Here is a 22,642-nt window from a genome sequence, read left to right on the forward strand (position 1 = left end):
CCTCCACGTGTTCTCGACTCATCGTCGATGACTTGATGCGAACAAGCTCAACTTTATTGATCGTCTCGTGCGTGTCAAGTCCTCGGGCACAAAGAAGCGGGCGGGGTCCGTGAGGATCCCGCCCGCCCGGCGCACCGGTGTCCCAGACCGGTACACGCGCGCCTCAGACCGGCACGCGCCGCGCCGCCAGCGCCGCCCCGTACCTCTCCCACACGATCTCCGCCAGCTCCGGAGCGGCACCCAGGGCCTCCGACACCGCGGTCGCCCCCTCGGCCTCCGCCTGCTCGCGGACCCGGTCGGCGAAGAACCCCGGAGCCAGCAGGTACGTGGAGACCACCACCCGCCGAGCCCCCCGTGCGTACGCCGCGGCGACCGCCTCGGCGGGGGTGGGACGCGCCGCCGACGCGAACGCCGCCACCGCCTCCCGCCACGGTCCGCGTGCCGCCAGCTCCGCGGCCACGGACTCCACCGTCGCGTTGGCCGAGGGGTCGCTCGACCCGGCCGACGCCACCACCAGCACCGTGTCCGGATCGGCGGTGGCGCCGGCCTCGGCCAGCCGGCGCTCCGCCGCGGCCACCAGGCCGGAGTGGGGGCCGAGCGTGTCCGCGTAGCGGATCCGCACCCACGGCTCGGCCTCGCCCGCCCGCTCCAGCACCCGCGGCAGGTCCACCTTGCTGTGGTAGGCCGCCGTCAGCAGCGCGGGCAGCACGACCGCCTCGCCGGCGCCCTCGGCCGCTAGCGCGGCGAGGGCGTCCCCGGCCGAGGGGGACGTGTGGTCCAGGTAGGAGACCCGGACGTCGGCCCGGGGGCGCAGCGCGCGCACCCGGTCGAACAGCGCCTCCACGGCCGCCGCGGACCGGGGATCACGGCTGCCGTGGGCGACCGCCAGCAGCGGCACGCGCCTCCGTTCATCCCGCACCATGCACCACCCCTCCCGCGACACGCCGCCTTCCCGCCGCACCCTCTCCTCCGGGAGGACGCCGCCCTCCCGCAGGACGCCTGCTTCCCGCACCGTCCTTTCCTCCCGCGCCCGACACCGACCCCCACGGACCCCACCCCGGTGCCCGCCGCGCTTCCCGCGCTTCCCGTGCCTCTTGCGCTTCCCGCACTTCCCGCGTCTCTTGCGCTATCCGCACTTCCCGCGCTTCCCACACCTTCCGCACCATCCACACCACCCCCGCCACTCCCACCCCTCCCGGGATCACACGTGGATCCCGCACTCGGTCTTCCCACTGCCGGCCCAGCGCCCGCTGCGCGGGTCCTCGCCGGGTGCGACCCGGCGGGTGCACGGCTCGCAGCCGATGGAGGGGTACCCGTCGTACTGGAGCGGGTTGATGATCACCCCGTTCTCTTCGATGTAGGAGTCCACCTGCTCCTGGCTCCACGCGGCGATCGGGTTCACCTTGGTCATCCGCCTGCGCCGGTCCCACTGCACGATCGGGGTCTCGCGCCGGGTCGCGGAGTCACCGCGGCGCAGCCCGGTCAGCCACGCGCTGTAGGGCTCCAGCGCCTTGCGCAGCGGCTCCACCTTGCGCAGGTGGCAGCAGATGCCGGGGTCGCGCCCGTGCAGCCGGGGGCCCAGCGCCAGGTCCTGCTCGGCGACGGTCCGGGTCGGTTCGACGTTGACGAGAGTGATGTCGTAGATCGAGGCCACGGCGTCGCGGGTACCGATGGTCTCGGGGAAGTGGTACCCCGTGTCCAGAAAGACCACGTCGATACCGGGGACCACGCGCGATGCCAGGTCGACCATGAGCGCGTCGGCCATGGACGAGGTCATGCACAGGCCGTCGCCGAACGTCTCGGCGGCCCAGGCGATGATCTCCTGCGCGGTGGCCTCCTCCAGCTCGCGCGAGGCGCGCGCGGCCAGCTCGGAACCGCCCAGGGGGGTGATGGTGGCGTTCATTCCTACCCTTCCGTCGGTCTGGAGGGCGCGCCGCCGAACGAGGCGGAGCGAAGGCCCACGTACTTCACGCGGAAGACCCGGGCGCAGGACAGGCAGGCCCAGGGGTAGCCCTCGCCCTTGACGGCGGCTCCCTCCTCGGGCACCAGGTCCTCGTCCCCGCAGTAGGGGCAGTAGTAGGGTGCGGCCCTCTCGGACACGGCGCACCTCCTCGAATCGGGGATGTCACGGATCGGTGGATCGGTGGGTCGGGGCCGGGCGGGCCGGGCACACGGACCCGGCCCGCCCGGCCGCCGCTACTTCAGGTCCTCGTCCGCGGCCCGGCCCACCCAGCCCGCGAACGACTCCCCGTCCTTCTTCTGGTCCTGGAACCGGCGCAGCACCCGCTCCACGTAGTCCGGCAGCTCGTCGGCGGTGGACTTGAGGCCGCGGATCTTCTTGCCGAAGGCCGCGTCCAGGCCCATCCCGCCGCCCAGGTGGATCTGGTAGCCCTCCACCTGCTCGCCGCGCTCGTCCATCACCAGCTGGCCCTTGAGGCCGATGTCGGCGACCTGGATGCGCGCGCACGAGTTCGGGCACCCGTTGACGTTGATCGTCAGCGGCTCGGCGAACCCGGGGAGCCGCTTCTCCAGCTCGTCGATGAGCGTCGACGCCCGGTCCTTGGTCTCCACGATCGCCAGCTTGCAGAACTCGATGCCGGTGCAGGCCATCGTCTGGCGGCGGAACGTGCTGGGCCGCACCTGGAGGTCCTGCGCCTCCAGTGCCGCGACGACGGACTCCACCCGGTCCTCCTCGATGTCGAGGATGACGAGCTTCTGGTCGGCGGTGGTGCGGATGCGGTCGGAGCCGTGCTCCTCGGCGATGTCCGCGATCCGGGCCAGCGAGGTGCCCGAGACCCGGCCCACCCGGGGGGCGAACCCCACGTAGAACCTGCCGTCGCGCTGGCGGTGCACCCCCACGTGGTCGCGGCGCAGGCCCTCGTCCAGCACGGGTGCGGGGCCGTCGGGCAGCGCGTACCCCAGGTACTCCTCCTCCAGTACCTGCCGGAACCGCTCCGCGCCCCAGTCCTTGATGAGGAACTTGATGCGCGCGCGGGTGCGCAGCCGCCGGTACCCGTAGTCGCGGAAGATCCCGCAGACCCCCGCCCACACCTCGCTCACCTGGTCGGGGCGGACGAACGCCCCCAGCCGCAGCGCGAACATCGGGTTGGTGGACAGGCCCCCGCCGACGAACAGGTCGTACCCGGCCCGCCCCTCCGCGTCGTGCACGCCCACGAAGGCGACGTCGTTGATCTCGTGGTTGGTGCAGTACACCGAGCAGCCCGCGATGGACGTCTTGAACTTGCGGGGCAGGTTGGAGTACAGCGGGCTGCCGATGTGGTCCTCGTAGACCTGGAAGATCTCCGGCGACGCGTCCAGCACCTCGTCGTCGGCCACCCCGGCGACCGGACAGCCCATGATCACGCGGGGGGTGTCGCCGCAGGCCTCGGTGGTGGACAGGCCCGCCGCCTCCAGCCGCTCCCAGATCTCCGGCACGTCCTCGACCCGGATCCAGTGGTACTGGACGTTCTGCCGGTCGGTGATGTCGGCGGTGTCGCGGCCGAAGTCGCGGGAGATCCCGGCGACGGCGCGCAGCTGGGCCACCGACAGCTGGCCGCCGTCGATGCGCACCCGCAGCATGAAGTAGCTGTCGTCCAGCTCCTCCGGCTCCAGGACCGCGGTCTTGCCCCCGTCGATGCCGGGGGCGCGCTGGGTGTAGAGGCCGAACCACCGGAAACGGCCGCGAAGGTCAGCGGGGTCGATCGAGTCGAAACCGCGCTTGGAGTAGATGTTGATGATCCGATCGCGGACGTTGAGCCCGTCGTCGTTCTTCTTGTTCTCCTCGTTCTTGTTCAGCGGTTCGCGGTAGCCGAGGGCCCACTGGCCCTCACCGCGGCGTCGACGCGGCGGCTTGGCCGCGGTCGGCGTCCGACCGTTCTGCGCGGAAGAGGGAGGCATCGCGGGTGTCTCCGATGGGGTCACGGGGTCCGTGCGACCCCGGCGCCCGCACCACGACCACCCGTGGGCGCCGCACTTCGTCGTGCAGGTGCCACGGGTCGGAATCCGCGTGTGGGGAATGCGAAGAAAAAGGGGAGAGCGCCGGTGCCGCGCGCACCCCTGGGGTGCGACTGAAAGGCGGCGAGATTAACCGACGCTGCAACAGATGGCACTGCGGACCCGAAGGAAGTCCACGTGGCGACGCACGCAGAGCATGGGGTCCAGGGCAGCGATCATGAAATGAGAATGTCACGTGTCCGCGGTTCTTGTCCAGGCGCCCGCGGACGGCCCCGAAGTGAGTCACATCACTCGAAGGCGCGCTCCGCAGGCCGCCCGCCACGGCCGCCCGGCCGCGCCCCACCGCCCCCGCGGGCGCCCCGTCGCCCGTCCGCGGATACTCCGAGGTCCCGGCCCCCGCCCCCGTACCGCTAACGTTCTCCCCGTGGTGGGTTTCTGGGAGGGGCTGTGGCGTATCACCGACGCCTGGCTGAGACGGCGCCCCGTGCTGCGCGGCGGACTGCTCCTCGTGCTGCGCACGATGCGCGCCTTCTCCCGCAACCGCGTGGTCGGGCTCGCGGCCGAGTCGGCCTTCTTCACCCTGATCTCCCTGCCCGCGCTGCTCCTCGGCCTGCTGGGCGCCCTGGTCCCGCTGGCGTCGGTGCTCGGCCACGACACGGTGGGGGAGATCCGGGAGCTGATCCTGGACACCGCCTACCAGGTGCTCACCCCGGTCGCCGTCGAGTCCGTCGTCGAACCGCTGATGGACGACTTCCTCCAGGGCGTCCAGGGCGGACTGCTGTCGGTGACCTTCCTGGTGTCGCTGTGGTCGGGGTCCCGGGCCATGGACGTGTTCATCCGCTCCATCACCATCTCCTACGGCCTCGACGAGCTGCGCCCCTGGCTGGTCCAGCGCGGCCTGGCGTTCCTCGCCTACCTGGGCGGCCTGACGTTCGCGCTGCTGGTGCTGCCGGTCCTGGTGGCGGGGCCCGACCTCGTCCACGGCCTGCTGCCGATCACGGTGGGGCGGCTCAACCTGCTGTACTGGCCGACCGTCGCGGTCCTGGCCACCACCGCCGTGACGATGCTCTACAACCTGAGCGTCCCGGTGCGCACCCCGCTGTGGCGGCACCTGCCGGGGGCGCTGCTGGCGACGACGGTGCTCGTCACCGGGTCCATCGGGCTGCGCGCCTACCTGGACGCCTCGCTGGGGCAGGTCAGCCTCTACGGCTCGCTGGCCGCGCCCATCGCCATCCTGGCCTGGCTGTTCGTGATGGCGGTCGCCGTGCTGGTGGGGTCGTCGTTCAACGCCGAGATCGACGCCATGTGGCCGACGGTGCGCACCGCCGCGGCCCGCGCCGAGATCGCCAACCGCCACCTGGAGCGCGCCGACCGCATCATGCGCCGCAGGGAGCAGGCCGTCATCGACACGATCGTCGAGGGCAACGGCCGCTGACCGGTTCCGGCCGGAGCGTACGCCGTGTACCGGAACGCGGCGGTACGCCGACGGGTTCGAGGAGTCCCCGGCGGGCGGACCGCCTTCCCCCGCCCCTGCGGCCGGACGGCCGGCAAGGGACATCCCCGCGCCCCTGCCGCGACCCCGCGCCCCTTCCGCGACCCCGCGCCCCCTCCGGGACGGGGCCGCGATCGCGCCCCCTCCGCGACCGGGGTGCACCACGGCGTCCCGCGGCTCTTTTCCGCGCTCCTACCGCCGGGCCGCCACGCGGTCCGGGCCCGCTGCGGCCGAGCCCCGCCGTGCGCCTTTTCGGTCGTACCTGGCGGTATCGTGCACTTCACGGTCCAAACCCGGCCGGCCCTCACCTCCTCCGGGTACGCCCACCCGCCGGCTCCGCACGTCACGGGGGACGTGGGAGGCCAGGGTCGGACGTGAACGATGAGGGCCCGGTGGCCGGATTCGGCCAATTACGGTGTGAACTCATCGACACATCCGCGTGTCCACATGAACGGGGTTCCGGAAGGGCGGTCGAGCGCCCCCTCCGGGGTTTCGAAGACATGCCAGGTCAGGGGAAGGGGAGCGGGAACACCGTTGACCGCACAGCGCGCCGTGTCCGCCGCCCACCGCCCGTACCCGGGTGGGCCGCGACCGTCACGATCAGTATCATCGCGTTCAGCGTCGACTTCGCGTACGTCGGCACCGCCGCCCGGTGACAGCCCGGGCCGCGTCCCGCCGCGGTCCCCGACCACTGTTCACCGCCACCCGAACACGAACAGGCCCACCCTTCCCATGCCTTCGGAGGCACCATGAGCCGGGCGTCCCGTCCGGGGCATCCCCGGCCCACCGCCGTCATCGCCATCGCCCCGGACGAACGCAGCGCCGAGATCGTCATCGAGGGGCAGCGCCAGGTCGTCACCGGCAGTGTCCCCAAGGAGACCCGGCGCGCCGCGCTGGACGTCGCCACCGGCTACGCCGCCAGGATCGGCCAGCCGGTGCTCATCGACGCCCGCGACAGCAACGGCTACTGGAACCTGGTCGCCACCCCCGACGGCGTCGTGCAGGCCGCCGACCGGATCCCGCCGACCTCCGCCCCCGCCCCGGCCGCGGCACAGCCCCCGGTCCCCACCGGCCGGTCCGACCGCGGCAGGCGCGGCCTGCTCATCGCGGGCGCGGCCGTGCTCGCCGTGGTGCTCCTGGGCGGAGCCGGGATCACCGTCTGGAACCTGCTCCCGGGTGACGACCCCGCCGCGCAGACCACTACGACCGAGGCGCAGGTGCTGGGCCACCCGGCCCCGCCCGGGTACGCCGACACCGTGGAGTTCGCCGAGGCGCTCGCCCCCGGCAGCCAGCCCGGCGTCTCCCGGGACGGCGAACTCCTGGCCTTCATGGGCCCCGACGAGCGTCTCACCCTGTTCGACGCCTCGGGTGAGCGCCTGTGGTCGGCCGCCCTCCCGGCCGCCGCCGCCGAGTTCCTGGGCCCGCCCCGCTTCGTCGACTACGACGGCGCGCGGGCCGTGGTCATGGAGACCACCGGCACCCTCTGGTTCTGGCCGGTCGAGGGGGGCGAGCACACCAGCATCACCCTGCCCGAGGACGCCTCCACCCAGTACGTGGGCTCCTCCGCGCTGGTCCGCAGCGGTGACGACGCCCTCGTCCCGACCGGCGGCGAACTGGAGCCGGTCGAGGTCGACGGCGGGGCCGCCCCGATGCTGGCCGAGGGCACGGAGGTCCTCACCGCGGTCCGCACCGGCGCGTGGACCTGGGTCGACACCGCCGGTGAGGCCACCGAGGTCAGCGCCGTCCGGCCGGACAACGCCGGCGACATGGACTCCGTGGTCACCGCCCTGCGCGAGTACGTGGTCATCCGCTGGGAGCCGCTGCGCGGCGAGGGGGCCGTGCTGGCCTTCCACGACAGCCGCGACGGCACCGTCGTGGGCGCCGCCGAGATCGACCCGGACGACCTGGAGGACGTGCGCCACCGCTCCGGGCCCATCGGCACCGGGATCGTCTCCTACGGTCCGGTCGTGCTGGACCCCGAGACCGGCGGCACCGCCGTCGTCCCCGGCTTCGAACCCCAGATGGCGGTGGGCTCCACCGTGTTCGGCCAGCTCGGCGGTGCGTCGGCGGCGGTCGACGCCGCCGGCGAGGTCCGCCGGCCGGATCCCGCATCGGCCCAGCCCGCCGGCCTCCTCGGCGCCAACGCCATCGTGGTCCACGAGGACCACCTCTATGCCATCCCCTCTCAGTAGTACCCCCGAGAAAAGAAGAAAGGAGTGGGATGTCCCCCAAGAAGCGGGCACTGACCGTGACTGCGGCCGGTCTGTTCATGGCCGGGTTCTCCGTCGGTCCGGCGTACGCCGAGACCGTCGAGGAGACCGCCCCCGAGGCCGCGACTGACGTGGCTCAGGAGGTCCCCCAGCTCGAAGTTGAGCTTCCTATCGACCTTGGCCTCACCGTCGAGACCCCGATCGTTCACGTGGAAGTTCAGCCCAGCGACAACCCGCCGGCTCCGGACCCCGGTGACGACGGGGGCGACCCCGGTGACGGTGGCGGTGACGACGGCGGCGACCCCGGTGACGGCGGCGGCGACGACGGCGGCGACCCCGGTGACCCGGGCGGCGAGGACCCGGGCGGTGAAGACCCCGGTGGCGAGGACCCGGGCGGTGAAGACCCCGGTGGTGAAGACCCCGGTGGCGAGGACCCGGGTGGCGAGGACCCGGGCGGTGAAGACCCCGGTGGCGAGGACCCGGGCGGCGAGGACCCGGGTGGCGAGAACCCCGGCGGGGAGAACCCCGACCCGGGTGAGGGCGGCGAGCCCGGTGGCGACGGTGACGAGAGCCAGGCTCCCGGCACCTCCGTCCCCGGCGGCAGCACCCCCGTGACCGCCGGAACCTCCGGTACCAGCGGGACCACGCCGACCCTGCCGACCACCGGTGTCGACATGGAGGGCTTCGTCCTCGGCGGTGCCATCGTCACGGGCATCGGCGCCCTCGCCCTCTGGGCGGGCGCGCGTCGTCCGTCCCCGGTGATGGAGTAACGAAGCGGGACACCGCGGCGGGACGGCACACCCCGCCGGTCGCGGCCTCCGGGCCGCGGGCCGTGTGCAAGGGCCCCCGAACGCTCCGGCGTCCGGGGGCCCGCCCCTTGTGCCGCGGCCCCGCTCCCGCCCGGCCCGCGGACACGGGGCCGCCGCCCTGTCAGGCGCGCGGGCGCAGCGCGGGCGCCAGCAGGAAGGCACCCACCCCGGCCGCGGCGATCACCCACAGCGCGGTTCCCAGCGCCGTCGCGTCCGCGATCAGCCCCACCGCCGGCGGGAACGCCAGGAAGCCCGCGCGTCCCAGCCACCCCACGACGGTCACCCCGTCGCCGGTGCGCACCCCGGGCACGTTCCCGGCGGCCGCCAGGGTCAGCGGGAACAGCGTGGAGACCCCCAGGCCCATCACGCCGAACCCGATGACGGTCGTGGCCTGGTGCGGCACCGCCAGCGCCAGCGCGACCCCGCCCGCCGCCAGCAGGCCGCAGGCCCGCCCGACGCCGACGGCGCCGAACCGGTCGGTCACCCGGTCGCCGAGCAGTCGGCCGACCACCATCATCGCCTGGCAGGCCACGAACGGCATCGCCGCCAGGAACAGCGCCGCGTCCAGCTCGTCGGCCATGTACACGGCGCCCCACGACGCCGCGGAGTCCTCGATACCCCCGGCCAGCATCAGCAGCACGCCCAGCAGGACCAGCAGCAGCACCGCCCGCCCGGGCATGCGCGGGCGCCGCCCGTCCTCCTCGTGGGCGCCGTCGGCCCGCTCGCTGTCCTCCGGACCGGGCAGGAGCATCCGGGCCACCGTCAGGTTCACCGCCACCAGCACCAGGGCCGTGCCGCCCAGGTGCCACAGGATCGGCACCCCGGCCCCGGCCATGACCGCGCCGAGCAGGCCGCCGGAGACCGCCGCCAGACTCCAGACCGCGTGGAACGTGTTGATGATGGTCCGCCCGTACCGGCGCTGGACCCGCAGACCGTGCGAGTTCTGCGCCGAGTCCGTCCAGGCGTCGGCGCAGCCCATGACGAACAGGGCGCCCGCCAGCGCCCACCAGTTCTGCGCCAGCGCGATGAAGGGGAGCGCTCCCAGCGACAGCAGGCTGGTCCCCACCGCGGTGGGCCCGCTGCCGAACCTGTGAATCAGCGGCCCGGCGAGCATCCCCGTGAGGATCGCGCCGGTCGGCATCGCCGCGATCGCCAGTCCCAGCTCCGCGTTGCTCAGCCCCAGGCCGGTCTTGATCGCCGGGAGCCAGGGGACCGCGTTGGTGTACGTGAACCCGTTGACGAAGAAGAGGGTGGAGACCGCGATCCGGGCCCGGCGGGCCTGCGCGGGGGGAGCTGTGGTCTTCGGACTGTTCATGGGTCTCCCACGGACGGCTGTTCGGTGCCTGCGGATGGTACCGACTCCGGTCCGTGCCCGGCCATGCGATTCCCGGCTCCCGCGATCGCCGGTCCGCCGGGCTTGCCATTCGCCGCCGTCCGGATTTACATAGGGGTTCCGCTCTGTGACCGCGACGCCCCCCGACGACCGCCCACGACCCCACCCGGTCACCGCCGAACCCGGCCCCGCCCCCGGCGACCCGCTCGCGCGCGGGGCACGGCGCCCCGCGCCGCCTCCCTCGCCCCGGCCCCCGCACCCGCGGCGGCCGGGCGGAACGGAAGAGCCCATGATCGATAAGCGCGCGCTGCGAGACGAGCCCACCCTCACCGGAAAGCACGTGCGCCTGGTGCCCCTGGGCCCCGAGCACACGGACGCGTACTTCGCGGCGGGTCTGGACGAGGAGATCCGAAGACTCACCGGGACCCACCACCACCTCACCTACGCCGAGGCCAGGGACTGGTGCGCGCGCCGCCCGCGGCGCCCCGACCGGCTGGACCTGGCCATCACCGACCCCCGCGACGGCCGCTTCCTGGGCGAGCTGTCGCTGTACTCGGTGGTCCCCGAGAACGAGAGCGCCGGGTACCGGATCGCCCTGTCCGCCCTGGCGTTCACCGGGCGCGGCCTGGGCCGGGAGGCCACACGGATGGTGCTGGAGTACGCCTTCGAGCAGGTGGGGCTGCACCGGGTGTGGCTGTACGTCTACGCCTTCAACATGAGGGCCATCGCGGTGTACCGCTCCTGCGGATTCTCGGTCGAGGGGCGGCTGCGCGACTCCCTGCTCTGGGAGGGGCGCCGCCACGACGCGCTGCTCATGGCGGTGCTGAGGAACGGCGCCCGCAGGTCCTGAGCCGGGGGTTTTGACCGCGGCCGGGGTTGCAACCTCCGCCTCCCGGGGTATGTCCGGTACCACTTTTCCATCGGCTCCCTTCGGGACGGCGAGAGGCGAGAGGAGCGGCGCCCCAGCCCGGCGCCGGTACTGCCCATGAATCCGGTACCCGTGTCCCTGCCCTTCACCGACCGCTCCGAGGCGGGCCGCCGCCTCGCGGAGCGGGTCCGTCCCCACGCCGTCGACGACCCCCTGGTGCTGGCCCTGCCGCGGGGCGGTGTCCCGGTCGGGGCGGAGCTGGCCCGCCGCCTCGACGCCGACTTCGACGTCCTGGTCGTCCGCAAGATCGGCCTGCCGGGCCGGCCCGAACTCGGGGTCGGCGCGATCGCCGAGGACGGCCGCGTCCTCTTCGACGACCTCGCGCTGGCCCGGATGCGGGTGCCCCGCCAGGCCCTGTCCGGGACCGTGGACGCCGAGCGCGCCGAACTCGACCGCCGCCGGCGGGTGTACCGGGGGGAGCGCCCGCCCCCGCGGATCGCCGGGCGCGACTGCGTGGTCGTCGACGACGGGGTGGCCACCGGCGGCACCGCCCGCGCCGCCCTGCGCATGGTCCGCCAGGCCGGTCCGGCCCAGCTGGTGCTGGCCGTCCCGGTGGCCTCCAGGGAGGCGATCGCGATGCTCGGGGAGGAGGCCGACGCCGTGGTGGTGCTGGGCGTCCCCGACAACTTCCGCGCGGTGGGGGAGTGGTACCGCGACTTCGACCAGCTCTCCGACGGCCACGTCACCGCCATCATGTCGGAGGTGGGGCGCAGCCACAGCAGGCCGGGCACGGCCCGGGGCGTGCGGGTGCGTGCGGGCGACGTCTACCTCGACGGGGACCTCACCCTCCCGGCGGTCCTGCGCGGCGCCGCGGTGCTGGCGTTCGGGGAGGCGCGCGGGGATCCGCGCTGGCGGGCGATCGCCTCGGTGCTGCAGAGGTCGGGGTACGCGACCCTCATGCTGGACCTGCTGGTGGGCGACGAGCGCTCCTCGGTGGGCGGCGGCGCCGCCACGGAGGTGCTGGGCGAACGGCTGAGTTCGGCCGTCACCTGGCTGCGCCGGGCCACCGATGCCGCGAGCGAGCCGGTGGGCGTGCTGGGCTCGGGGGCGGCCGCCCCGGCGGCGCTGGTGACCGCCGCGCGGCGGCCCGGCGACGTGGCCGGGGTGGTGGTGCACGGCGGCCGGATCGACCTGGCCGAGCCGGCCCTGCCCGAGGTCCGGGCCCCGGTCCTGGTGCTCCTGGAGAGCCGGGACTCGTTCGTGCGCGAACTGGGGGAGTGGGCGCGGGGGCGGATGGGCGGGCCCACCGACCTCAAGGTGATGTCGGGCGCGGAGGAACTGCTGCGGGGCGCCAAGGAGTGGCGCCGGGTGGCGGTGGAGACCCAGGACTGGTTCGACCGGTACCTGCCGCGCCGCGGAGGCTGAGCCCCCGCGGGGGCCGTCTCCGGTCCGGGAAACGAAGAACCCGCGTCGCCGCCGGCTTCGTGCCGGGGCGACGCGGGTTTCGCACGGGGCCGGGGCCGCCGAGGAGAGGAGAGTCGACCGGGGGTGCCCGGAATCAGGCGGCGTTGGCGCGACGCATACGACGACGGCGCTCAGAGGCGCGCTCGTCCTCGTTCAGGCCGCCCCAGGTCCCGTACTTCTCCGGACGCGAGATCGCGTAGTCCAGGCAGTCGGTTCGAACCGGGCAGGCCGCACAGATCTCCTTGGCCTTGCGCTCGCGGATCTCCCGCTCCGGCTGGCGCTCGCCATCCGGGCCGAAGAAGAGCACAAGGTCCTCGCCCCGGCACGCGGCGGCATCCTGCCACCCCCAGCTCGGGCGGGGGCGCAGCGCGGCCTGCCGACGTACCTGAGACATGCTTGAACCACCTCTACTGAAATCACTAGTAAGCTGTCGTAAAAAGCTTCAGTCACCTAAAAGTCGGTCATGCGGCGTGAGCGACCCCGCACGACGCAAACGCCGAACGGTACAGGCGATGTTCCCCGGTGTGGCTGAGACCACGAGGAGCACGCGACCATCGGCGATACGCCGACTGCGGGTGTGCTCTCACGCGAACGGCTCTCGGAGGCGGTGACAGGCCATCCGTCCGAGCCGGTACGTAATCATGCCATCCCCACTCCCGATCGTGCACGGGGGGTGGGGAAATTACTCGCCCAACCGTTACCGAAAACTGGTGCCTAGCGGCTGGTCTCCGGTCGTTTGTCCGAGTTCGTCGCTTATTGCAAGAACAGGCGTCTTGTGAAGGACACAGCACATCGTATGGGGCGATGTCCCTCCTGCCTAGGGGCTTCCCTTGATACGCCGATCACATTGCGGACACGACACGTCACCGCGATTGGGTGCGACCGTATGTCCTCACCGTGCGTCGCCGCCACCGCCGGGACGGCCGCCCGCGGGGCGGGTGCCGCCCCGCGATGACCCGCCGCCCCACCGTCCGGCGCCCCTAGGGGAAGGACCAGGGGCGCGCAGGGGGAACCGGGTCGTGGTGCGCGGGCGTCACACGCGATAGAAATCGAGGTACGCCCCGACGCGGGGCGCCCCTCCCCGCACCACCACCAAGGAGTTCGACTGGCCGTGGCCCTCCTACGGTTCATCCTCAACATCATCTGGCTCTTCGTCGCGGGCTTCTGGCTCGCGGTGGGCTACGCCTTCGCCGGGATCATCTGCTTCATCCTCATCGTGACGATCCCCTTCGGCGTCGCCTCCTTCCGGATGGCCGGATACGCCCTGTGGCCCTTCGGCCGCGAACTCGTGCGCAGGCCCGGTGCGGGAACGGGCAGCACCGTCCTCAACGTGATCTGGGTGATCATCGCCGGCTGGTGGCTCACCCTCGGGCACATCGCCACCGCCATCGGCCTCGCCGTCACCATCATCGGCATCCCCATGGCCTGGGCGTCGATCAAGATGATCCCGGTCGCGCTCGCCCCCTTCGGCAATGAGATCGTCGAAAGCGGCCGTCCGCGGGAACCCTGGCAGTTCTGACGCCGTTCTCACGCCGACGGGTGCGAACCCCCCATCCCCCGGACGCATCATCTTCAACAGAACTTCCGCGTACCCCTTCCACCCCGGGAAGGGGGCGCGCCCAGCAGTGAGAATGGAGTCGATGTGCAAGCCCAACGGCCGGGAGTGTGGGCGCTCCTGAACAAGTGGCTCGCCGCGCGCAGAGCCCGCGAGGAGCGCCGCGCCAGGCTGGAGGCCGAGGAGCGCGAGATCTTCGAGGCCCGCCGACGGGCGGAGGAGGAGGCCGCGCAGGCCGCGGCCGCCGCCGCCAAGCCCGACCTGCTGCGCACGGTGAGCGACGTCGCCTGGCGGATGCTGCTCATCGGCGTGGTCGCGGGCCTCCTCGTCTACGCCCTGGTGTACCTGTCGGTCGTCACCCTCCCGGTGGTCCTCGCCGTCTTCATCACCGCACTGCTGATGCCGCTGGCCAACTGGCTGCGCCGCAAGGGGCTGGGGCGGGGGCCCTCGACCGCGATCTCCATCGCGGTCGCGCTCGTCGTCTTCGGCGGCGTCCTGACGCTGATCATCATGCCCGCGGCCCAGGGGTCGCAGGCCCTGGTGGACAGCGTCACCGACGGTCTGGAGGCCATCCAGGACCTCCAGCTGCCCTTCGGGCTGAGCCCGGAGCTGTTCGACCTCGACGAGATCATCGTCGACGCCACCCAGCAGATCACCGCCCTGATCGAGCAGAACAGCAGCCAGCTCATCAGCGGCGCCTGGACCGCCGGCGCCGCCGTGGTGTCCGTCCTGGTCGGCGTCGTCCTGATCATCGCCCTGACGGTGTACTTCGTGCACTCCGGCGACCTGCTCATGGACTGGCTGCTCACGCTGATCCCGGCGGGCTCGCGCGCGAGCCTGCACCACGGCGGCACCGTCGCCTACCGGGTGATGGGCAACTACGTGCGCGGGGTGGCCGCCGTCGGCGCCATCGACGCCATCGGCATCGGCATCCTGCTGCTGTTCGTCCTGGACCCCAGCCTGGCGATCCCGTTGATCGTGCTGACCTTCATCGGCGCCTTCCTGCCGATCATCGGCGCCTTCCTCAGCGGACTCATCGCCGTCCTGGTCACCTTCGTGACCGTGGACTGGATCTGGGCCCTCATCGTGCTCGGCTGGGTGCTGCTCATCCAGCAGCTGGAGAGCAACGTCTTCGCGCCCCGCATCTACGGACAGGCCCTGGAGCTCCCCTCGCCGATCGTGCTCATCGCGATCTCCATCGGCGCGGTCCTGGGCAGCGTGCCGGGCATGTTCCTGGCCACCCCGGTCGCGGCCGTGCTCGCCGCGCTGCTCCGGGAGCGGCCCCCGGCGCCGGAGGAGCACGGGGCGTCGGTGCCCGACGACCCGGGGCCGCCGCCGACCGACAAGGCGAAGAAGAAGCAGGCCGCCCTGGCCACCACCCCCTCCCCGGGGGAGCCGGCCGCCAAGCCCGCCAGGGCGGAGGAGCCGGCACCGGAGGCCCCCTCCGAGGAGTGATCCGGACCGCCTCCGGGAATGTCCGGCGTCCCCGTTCCTGTTCGACAGGACGGGGACGCCGTCGTCCGGGGGCGAAAACCCCTGGCGGCGCCCCCGAGCACTGCCGTTAGGCTGGATCGGTCGGCCCCCGAGCCGCCCGTCCCCGCGCGCAACCGCCGCCGGACCGGTGCGTCCGACCTCCCCGCCCGTCTCCACCTCGTAGGAAGCCCCATCATGCTGATCGCCACCGACCTCGAACTGCGCGTCGGTCCTCGCCTCCTGTTGGAGCCGACCACCTTCCGCGTCGCCGCCGGGGACCGTATCGGGCTGGTGGGTCGCAACGGCGCGGGCAAGACCACAATGACCAAGGTGCTGGCGGGCGAGGGCCCGCCCACCGGCGGTACGGTCACCTCCTCCGGGAGCATCGGCTACCTGCCCCAGGACCCGCGCACCGGGGACCTGGAGGTGCTGGCCCGCGACCGCATCCTGTCGGCCCGCGGCATCGACGAGGCCCTGCGCGGCATGCGCGAGGCCGAGAAGAAGATGGCGAGCGCCGACACCAAGACCCGCAACAAGGGCGTGCGCGCCTACGCGCGGTGGGAGGAGCGCCTGCACGTGCTCGGCGGGTACGCCGCCGAGTCCGAGGCTGCGTCCATCTCCTCCAGCCTGGGCCTGCCCGACAAGGTGCTGGGCCAGCCGCTGCGCACCCTCTCCGGCGGGCAGCGGCGCCGGATCGAGCTGGCGCGCATCCTGTTCAGCGGGGCCGACACCCTGCTCCTGGACGAGCCCACCAACCACCTGGACGCCGACTCCATCGTCTGGCTCCGCGACTTCCTCAAGTCGCACCAGGGCGGCCTCATCGTGATCAGCCACGACGTGGACCTGGTCGAGCACGTGGTGAACAAGGTGTTCTACCTCGACGCCAACCGCAGCGTCATCGACGTCTACAACATGGGCTGGAAGCTGTACCTGGAGCAGCGCGAGGCCGACGAGCGCCGCCGCAGGCGCGAGCTGGCCAACGCCGAGAAGCAGGCCGACACCCTGCGCAAGCAGGCCGACCGGTTCCGGGCCAAAGCGTCCAAGGCGCGCGCCGCGCAGCAGATGCTCAACCGGGCCGACCGGATCCTGGACGGCGTGCAGGGCGTGCGCAAGTCCGACAAGGTCGCCAAGCTGCGCTTCCCGGACCCGGCGCCCAGCGGCCGCACGCCGCTCATGGCCGAGGGCCTGTCCAAGTCCTACGGGTCCCTGGAGATCTTCGCCGGGGTGGACCTGGCGATCGACCGGGGCAGCCGGGTCGTCATCCTGGGCCTCAACGGCGCGGGCAAGACCACCCTGCTGCGGCTGCTGGCGGGGGTCGAGACCCCCGACACCGGGCGCGTGGTCCCCGGGCACGGGCTCAAGATGGGCTACTACGCCCAGGAGCACGAGACGCTGGACGTGGGGCGCAGCGTCCTGGAGAACATGATGAGCGCCGCCCCGGACCTGCCCGAGGTCGAGGCGCGGCGCACCCTGGGCTCGTTCCTGTTCACCGGTGACGACGTCGACAAGCCCGCCGGGGTGCTCTCCGGCGGCGAGAAGACCCGGCTGGCGCTGGCGACGCTGGTGGTCTCCAGCGCCAACGTGCTGCTGCTGGACGAGCCGACCAACAACCTGGACCCGGCCAGCCGCGAGGAGATCCTGGCGGCGCTGCGCAACTACAAGGGCGCGATCGTGCTGGTCACGCACGACGAGGGCGCGGTGGACGCGCTCCAGCCCGAGCGGGTCATCCTGCTCCCGGACGGCGTCGAGGACGTCTGGAACGCCGAGTTCGAGGACCTCGTCTCCCTGGCCTGAGCCGGCGGCGCGGCGCCCGGGGGACCGGGCGGGGGTGGACGCCCGGGAGACCGGGGCGGTTCACCCCTCCTTTTTTCGGTCGGCGTTTGCGGCTTTCCGAAACCGGGGGCTCCGGCGGCGCCCCCGGCGTGGCGGCGGTTCAATGTGGCGGCGGGTGATCCCCATGTCCCATCATGAGGGTCCCTGACCGTCGACCCTGGAGGAGTGGACCCGTGAACGACGCACAGAGAAAGGGCGCGCGGCTGGCCGGCGAGGACCGCTCGGAGCTGTCCCTCGAACTCAAGCGCCGCTACGACGGGGGCGAGAGCATCCGCCAGCTGGCGGCGGCCACCGGGCGCTCGTACGGATTCGTGCACCGCCTGCTGGCCGAGGCCGGGGTGGAGCTGCGCGGCCGCGGCGGGGCGACACGCAGGGCCTGACCGCCGCCCTCGGGTTACCCGTGAGTAATATTCGGGGTGACACGGCACACCCACGGAAGGAACCCCCATGGCACAGGCGTCCAACGGACCCGGCGAGCCCCCCGCCGCGGACGAGCTCTCCCGGGCCGGGCTGCGGCTGGAGGTGGACGGGCACACCGCCCGCATCACCATCAGCCGTCCCGAGCGCCGCAACGCGATGACCGGGCGCACCTGGACGACCCTGGCCCACATCGGCCAGACCCTTCCCGAGGACGTCCGAATCGTCGTGATCGCGGGCGAGGGCGACATCTTCTCCGCCGGGATCGACCTCGCCATGTTCACGCCCGAGGGCGTCGACGGCGAGCGCTCCCTGGTGGCGGGCGTCCTCGACGGCAGCGCCGACGCCGACGACATCGAGGGCCACATCGCCGAGCTCCAGGAGGGCTTCCTGTGGCTGCGCCGCCCCGACATCGTCAGCATCGCCGCGGTCCGCGGCCACGCCATCGGCGCCGGGTTCCAGCTGGCCCTGTCGTGCGACATCCGCATCCTGGCCGAGGACGCGAAGTTCACGATGAAGGAGCCCGCCCTGGGCCTGGTCCCGGACCTCACCGGTACCAAGCCGCTGGTCGACATCGTCGGCGTCCACCGCGCCGTGGAGATCTGCCTGACCGCCCGCCGGGTCGAGGCCGCCGAGGCCCGCGAGCTGGGCCTGGCCGAACTCGTCGTCCCCGTGGAGGAGCTGGACGGGGCCGTCGACGACGTCGTCGCGGCGCTGCTGGCCACCAACCCGGAGGCGGCCACCGCCACCAAGGCGCTGCTCCAGCAGGCCGCGGGCAACACGCTCCAGGAGCAGGCGCTCGCCGAGCGCCGCGCCCAGGTCGACCGGCTGACCTCGCTGGCCAAGGCCATGGGCGCCGGGGCCTGAAGTCCCTTCCGCGACCGTGAGGGCGGGGCGGGGGAGACCCGGATCACCGGTGGAAAACGCCCGTCCCGTCCCCACCCCCGAGTGATCTCTAGTACGCTGCATCAAGCGGTCGTTCGCAATGCCGCGCGCATCAGGGCGCGCCGAGACCGCTCAAGACGCGGATCTCGTACGCCGATCGCTCGGCGCGACTCTTCCCGAAGAGACCAAGCCCCATGTTCCACGTAGGGGCCCACATCCGCGTGTGATCAGGCGCGTTTGTGTGATTTCTTCGCCGGGACCGCGATGCCGTCCGTGCGGAGCCTTCCTCGAAACGCCGCCAACCGATGAGGAAGGTACACGTCACCTTGACGGACACTGCCGTAGAGCCTGCCTTCGACAGCCTCGGGCTTCCCCAGGACATCGTCGAAGAGCTGGCCAAGAACGGTGTGACCACCCCGTTCCCGATCCAGGCGGCCACGATCCCCGACGCGCTCGAAGGACTCGACGTCCTCGGCTGCGGCCGCACCGGATCGGGCAAGACCCTGGCCTTCGGCCTGCCGGTCCTGGTCCGCGCCGCCGAGCGCCGGGCCGCCGCCAACCGCCCGCGGGCACTGATCCTCGTGCCCACCCGCGAACTCGCCCACCAGGTCCGCGACGCCCTGCGCACCTACGCCCGCATCGTCGGCGCGCGCGTCGGCGACGTCGTGGGGGGCAGCTCCTACACCCGCCAGATCAACGAGCTGCGCCGCGGTGTCGAGGTCCTGGTCGCCACCCCCGGCCGCCTCACCGACCTCATCGAGCAGGGCGCCTGCGACCTCGGCGACGTCGAGGTCTCGGTGCTGGACGAGGCCGACCAGATGTGCGACATGGGCTTCATGCCGCAGGTCAGCGAGCTGCTCGACCAGGTCAAGCCCGAGGGTCAGACCCTGCTCTTCTCCGCCACGCTCGACGGCGACGTCGACAAGCTGGTGCGCAAGTACATGAACGAGCCGCGCACCCACTCGGTGGACCCGCCGGTCTCGCAGGTCACCACCATGGAGCACCACCTGCTCAAGGTGCTGCCCCGCGACAAGAACAAGATCATCGCCCAGATCGCCGCGCGCGAGGGCCGCACCATCCTGTTCGTGCGCAGCAAGTACCGCGCCGACACGATCAGCGAGCAGCTGGCCGAGGCCGGCGTCGCCTGCGCGTCCCTGCACGGCGGCAAGACCCAGAGCGTGCGCACCCGCACGCTGGCCAAGTTCCGCGAGGGCCGCATCCAGGCCCTGGTCGCCACCGACGTCGCCGCGCGCGGCATCCACGTCGACGGCATCGACCTGGTCGTCAACATCGACCTGCCCACCGGGCACAAGGACTACCTGCACCGCGGCGGCCGCACCGCCCGCGCCGGCTCCTCCGGCTCCGTGGTGTCCCTGGTGGCGCCCAACCAGCGCCGCATGGCCCGGCGCCTGCTCAGCGACGCCGGCGTCGACGCGCAGCAGCACCTGGTCAACCCCGGTGACGAGCTGCTCACCGAGGTGACCGGCGCCCGCGAGCCCTCCTGGGAGCCGTGGATCGAGCCGCCGGAGCCGGTGCGCGAGCGCCGCGGCCGCGGCGGCCCGCGCGGCGGCGGCTACCGCGGTGGCTACCGCGGCGACCGCCGTGAGGGCGGCTTCCGCGGCGGTGAGCGTCGCGAGGGCGGTTACCGGGGCGACCGCGAGGGTGGCGGTTTCCGCGGCGGTGAGCGCCGTGAGGGCGGTTACCGGGGCGACCGTGAAGGTGGCGGTTTCCGCGGTGGCGAGCGCCGTGAGGGCGGTTACCGGGGCGACCGTGAAGGTGGCGGTTTCCGCGGTGACCGCGAGGGTGGCGGTTTCCGCGGCGGTGAGCGCCGTGAGGGCGGTTACCGGGGCGACCGCGAGGGTGGCGGTTTCCGCGGTGGCGAGCGTCGCGAGGGCGGCTTCCGGGGCGGCGACCGTCCGCGCGGCGAGGGCGGCGGCTTCCGCGGCGGCGAGCGCCGCGGCGGCTACCGCGACGACTCCCGCGGGGGCCCGCGCGGCCCCCGCCGCAGCGGCGACCGCTTCGACTCCGCTCGCCAGTACTGAGCGGACGCACGACACGACCCGGGCCCGGCAGGATCACCTGCCGGGCCCGGGCCCTTTACCGGGGTGGGGACTCCTCTCGGACACCGCCCCGGACCGCTCCGGGGCACGGTCGCCCATCCCCGCCGCCACCGGCGCGAGCGCGCCCGCCACGTGCACCGGGACGGGCGGGACCGCCCCGAACCCGGCCGGAACCGCCGCCGTGATCGGCGGGACCGCCCCGGCCGCCGCGATCGACGCCGGCCGGAACCCCGCCGGAGCAGCGCCCGCGTGCCGGACGGCTCCGAGGGAAGGACGCCGCGGCGGGCCGTGCTCGGCACCGGGCCGCCGGGCGGGCCCGCCCGGCGGGCCGCACGACCCGGACGGACACCGCCGCGGCGTGGTGGGAGACGCTCCCGGCCGTCTGCACGACCCGCCACGGGTGCTTCGCACCGGTGGTGGCGCGGCGCCCCGGCGAAGGTGACCGCCCCCGCCTCCCCGGTTCACCGGCACGGTCGCGTGCCTCCCGCAGCGCGCCCGACCCGCGGCGGCTTCGCGGCGGCGGGGCCCGGGGCCGTCGTGCCCACGCGCGCGACGGCGGGCGGCCGTGGTCCCCGGCCGCGGGCGACCACCCCGTGCAGCGCGCACATTACGGTCCTTTACCGCTCTTTCGCGTGTCCGCGCCCTCCCCGGGCGGAGCGGCGGTGGACAGTGGCGGCCAGACCCCGGTGCCGTCAACGGGGCCGCCCGGCCGCCGGAAGGGAAACGCGTGCCCGTCCTCAACACCTTTCTCGTCGCCGTCAACGACGTCTTCTGGACCTACTTCCTCATCCCCCTGCTGGTCCTGCTGGCCGTCTACTTCACGGTGCGCTCCGGCGTGGTGCAGCTGAGGCTGGTCCCCGAGATGTTCCGGGTCCTGCGCAGCAGCCCCGGCACGGCGCCCGACGGCGGCCGGGAGATCTCCTCCTTCCAGGCCTTCGCCATCTCGGCCGCCTCCCGGGTCGGCACCGGCAACATCGTGGGCGTGGCCACCGCCATCATGCTCGGCGGCCCGGGCGCGGTGTTCTGGATGTGGGCGATGTCCTGCGTGCTGGGTGCCGCGGCGTTCGTGGAGTCCACCCTGGCCCAGCTGTACAAGGTGCGCACCGACACGGGCTTTCGGGGCGGGCCCGCCTACTACATCCGCCACGGCCTGGAGAACCGGTGGATGAGCGTGCTGTTCGCCGTCGTCATCACCGTGACCTTCAGCCTGATCTTCAACTCGGTCCAGGCCAACAGCATCACGGCGGCCGTCTCCACCTCCGCCGCGGACCTGGGCCTGCCCGGCGGCGCGGTGCTGAACGTCCTCGTCGGCCTGGGGCTGGTGGGCCTGACCGCCGCCGTCATCTTCGGCGGGGTGCGCCGCATCGCCACCGTGGCCCAGGCGCTGGTCCCGCTGATGGCGATCCTCTACATCCTGCTCGGCGTGGCCGTCGTCGCCCTCAACGCCGACCAGCTGCCCCGCGTCGTCGGCGACATCTTCGCCGGGGCGTTCGGGCTGCGCGAGTTCGTGGCGGGCGGCGCCGGTGCGGCGATCCTCCAGGGCATGCGCCGGGGCATGTTCTCCAACGAGGCGGGCCTGGGCTCGGCCCCCAACGCCGGTGCCACCGCCTCGGTGTCCCACCCGGCCAAGCAGGGGCTGGTCCAGACCCTGGGCGTGTACTTCGACACCTGGCTGGTGTGCTCGGTGACCGCGTTCATCGTGCTGGTCTACGGACCCGACTTCGACAAGGAGGCCGGGGCGGAGGTCACCCAGCGGGCCCTGGAGAGCACCCTGGGCGGCTGGTCCCTGCACGCGCTGACGGTCATCCTGTTCCTGCTGGCGTTCACCTCGGTGCTGGGCAACTACTATTACGGCGAGTCCAACCTGGGCTTCCTGGACGCCGACCCCGAGCACATGAAGTACTTCCGCTACGCGGTGCTGGCGGCGGTCTTCCTGGGCAGCGTCGCCCCGCTCACCGTCGTGTGGAACCTCGCCGACATCGCCATGGGCCTGATGGCCACCGTCAACCTCCTCGCGCTGGCACCGCTGTCGGGCATCGCCTTCCGGCTGCTGGGCGACTACAGCCGTCAGCTGCGCAACGGGCTCGACCCGCAGTTCACCCTGTCCAAGATGCCTGACCTGCGCAACGTCCAGTGCTGGGGCGAGCCCGGGGGCGCCCTGCCCGACGACGTGGACCGCGCCGAGGGCGCGGCACCGGCCGACCCGGCCGAGGCCCTGGCCGAGCACGACGAGCCGTCGGGCGAGGAGTCCGACGGGGGGCGCCGCGAGGACTGACGCCCCCGGGGCCC

General features: G+C 73.1%; 18 protein-coding genes. 12 read left to right on the forward strand and 6 right to left on the reverse strand.

Features of this window, described 5'->3' with window-relative positions:
- Positions 1-163: 163 nt before the first annotated feature.
- From BUE45_RS20685 to BUE45_RS20700, 4 genes are all read right to left on the reverse strand, one after another.
- The gene (locus BUE45_RS20685) at positions 164-922 is read right to left on the reverse strand and encodes a sirohydrochlorin chelatase (RefSeq protein WP_073381088.1); all 759 of its coding nucleotides are present in this window, start codon (positions 920-922) and stop codon (positions 164-166) included.
- A 279-nt stretch (positions 923-1,201) separates the two neighbouring features.
- On the reverse strand, positions 1,202-1,903 hold the full coding sequence (locus tag BUE45_RS20690) for a phosphoadenylyl-sulfate reductase (RefSeq protein ID WP_073381021.1): 702 nt from the start codon (positions 1,901-1,903) through the stop codon (positions 1,202-1,204).
- 2 nt (positions 1,904-1,905) lie between these two features.
- Entirely contained in the window at positions 1,906-2,100 is a 195-nt protein-coding gene (locus BUE45_RS20695) for a hypothetical protein (protein ID WP_073381022.1), read from the reverse strand.
- A gap of 96 nt (positions 2,101-2,196) precedes the next feature.
- Positions 2,197-3,897, reverse strand: a complete 1,701-nt coding sequence (locus BUE45_RS20700) for a nitrite/sulfite reductase (protein ID WP_073381023.1) — start codon at positions 3,895-3,897, stop codon at positions 2,197-2,199.
- 481 nt (positions 3,898-4,378) lie between these two features.
- On the opposite strand from BUE45_RS20700, the gene BUE45_RS20705 reads away from it, so the two are divergent.
- The 3 genes from BUE45_RS20705 to BUE45_RS20715 all read left to right on the forward strand — a co-directional run bounded on the left by BUE45_RS20705 (position 4,379) and on the right by BUE45_RS20715 (position 8,426).
- The gene (locus tag BUE45_RS20705) at positions 4,379-5,389 is read left to right on the forward strand and encodes a YihY/virulence factor BrkB family protein (protein WP_073381024.1); all 1,011 of its coding nucleotides are present in this window, start codon (positions 4,379-4,381) and stop codon (positions 5,387-5,389) included.
- A gap of 806 nt (positions 5,390-6,195) precedes the next feature.
- Positions 6,196-7,638 (forward strand): hypothetical protein, encoded by a 1,443-nt coding sequence (locus BUE45_RS20710; protein WP_073381025.1) that lies wholly within the window; start codon positions 6,196-6,198, stop codon positions 7,636-7,638.
- 29 nt (positions 7,639-7,667) lie between these two features.
- The gene (locus BUE45_RS20715) at positions 7,668-8,426 is read left to right on the forward strand and encodes a hypothetical protein (protein WP_073381026.1); all 759 of its coding nucleotides are present in this window, start codon (positions 7,668-7,670) and stop codon (positions 8,424-8,426) included.
- Positions 8,427-8,586: 160 nt separating this feature from the next.
- On the opposite strand, the gene BUE45_RS20720 is transcribed toward BUE45_RS20715, so the two are convergent.
- Complete coding sequence (locus BUE45_RS20720) at positions 8,587-9,780, reverse strand: MFS transporter (RefSeq protein ID WP_073381027.1); 1,194 nt, start codon at positions 9,778-9,780, stop codon at positions 8,587-8,589.
- A 307-nt stretch (positions 9,781-10,087) separates the two neighbouring features.
- On the opposite strand from BUE45_RS20720, the gene BUE45_RS20725 reads away from it, so the two are divergent.
- Both BUE45_RS20725 and BUE45_RS20730 read left to right on the forward strand, forming a co-directional pair.
- Positions 10,088-10,648, forward strand: coding sequence for a GNAT family N-acetyltransferase (locus BUE45_RS20725; RefSeq protein ID WP_073381028.1), 561 nt, complete (start codon positions 10,088-10,090; stop codon positions 10,646-10,648).
- 135 nt (positions 10,649-10,783) lie between these two features.
- The gene (locus BUE45_RS20730) at positions 10,784-12,091 is read left to right on the forward strand and encodes a phosphoribosyltransferase family protein (RefSeq protein ID WP_073381029.1); all 1,308 of its coding nucleotides are present in this window, start codon (positions 10,784-10,786) and stop codon (positions 12,089-12,091) included.
- A gap of 133 nt (positions 12,092-12,224) precedes the next feature.
- Here BUE45_RS20730 and BUE45_RS20735 read toward each other — a convergent pair whose 3' ends face one another.
- Positions 12,225-12,524 carry a WhiB family transcriptional regulator gene (locus tag BUE45_RS20735; protein WP_017588640.1) on the reverse strand — a complete coding sequence of 100 codons (300 nt, stop codon included), beginning with the start codon at positions 12,522-12,524 and terminating at the stop codon, positions 12,225-12,227.
- A gap of 717 nt (positions 12,525-13,241) precedes the next feature.
- Between BUE45_RS20735 and BUE45_RS20740 the strand changes: the two genes are divergently transcribed.
- The 7 genes from BUE45_RS20740 to BUE45_RS20770 all read left to right on the forward strand — a co-directional run bounded on the left by BUE45_RS20740 (position 13,242) and on the right by BUE45_RS20770 (position 22,628).
- Positions 13,242-13,649, forward strand: coding sequence for a YccF domain-containing protein (locus tag BUE45_RS20740; protein ID WP_073381030.1), 408 nt, complete (start codon positions 13,242-13,244; stop codon positions 13,647-13,649).
- Positions 13,650-13,772: 123 nt separating this feature from the next.
- Complete coding sequence (locus tag BUE45_RS20745) at positions 13,773-15,140, forward strand: AI-2E family transporter (protein ID WP_073381031.1); 1,368 nt, start codon at positions 13,773-13,775, stop codon at positions 15,138-15,140.
- A 213-nt stretch (positions 15,141-15,353) separates the two neighbouring features.
- Positions 15,354-16,952, forward strand: coding sequence for an ABC-F family ATP-binding cassette domain-containing protein (locus BUE45_RS20750; RefSeq protein ID WP_073381032.1), 1,599 nt, complete (start codon positions 15,354-15,356; stop codon positions 16,950-16,952).
- 212 nt (positions 16,953-17,164) lie between these two features.
- On the forward strand, positions 17,165-17,371 hold the full coding sequence (locus BUE45_RS20755) for a helix-turn-helix domain-containing protein (protein WP_073381033.1): 207 nt from the start codon (positions 17,165-17,167) through the stop codon (positions 17,369-17,371).
- Between the two features lie 67 nt (positions 17,372-17,438).
- Positions 17,439-18,275: an enoyl-CoA hydratase/isomerase family protein gene (locus tag BUE45_RS20760; protein ID WP_073381034.1), complete on the forward strand. Its 837-nt coding sequence runs from the start codon at positions 17,439-17,441 to the stop codon at positions 18,273-18,275.
- Between the two features lie 323 nt (positions 18,276-18,598).
- Entirely contained in the window at positions 18,599-20,335 is a 1,737-nt protein-coding gene (locus tag BUE45_RS20765) for a DEAD/DEAH box helicase (RefSeq protein ID WP_073381035.1), read from the forward strand.
- Positions 20,336-21,080: 745 nt separating this feature from the next.
- Positions 21,081-22,628, forward strand: a complete 1,548-nt coding sequence (locus BUE45_RS20770) for an alanine/glycine:cation symporter family protein (protein ID WP_073381036.1) — start codon at positions 21,081-21,083, stop codon at positions 22,626-22,628.
- The last annotated feature ends 14 nt before the right edge of the window (positions 22,629-22,642 follow it).

This window comes from Nocardiopsis flavescens (genome assembly GCF_900141985.1).
GTDB classification, from domain to species: Bacteria; Actinomycetota; Actinomycetes; order Streptosporangiales; family Streptosporangiaceae; genus Nocardiopsis; species Nocardiopsis flavescens.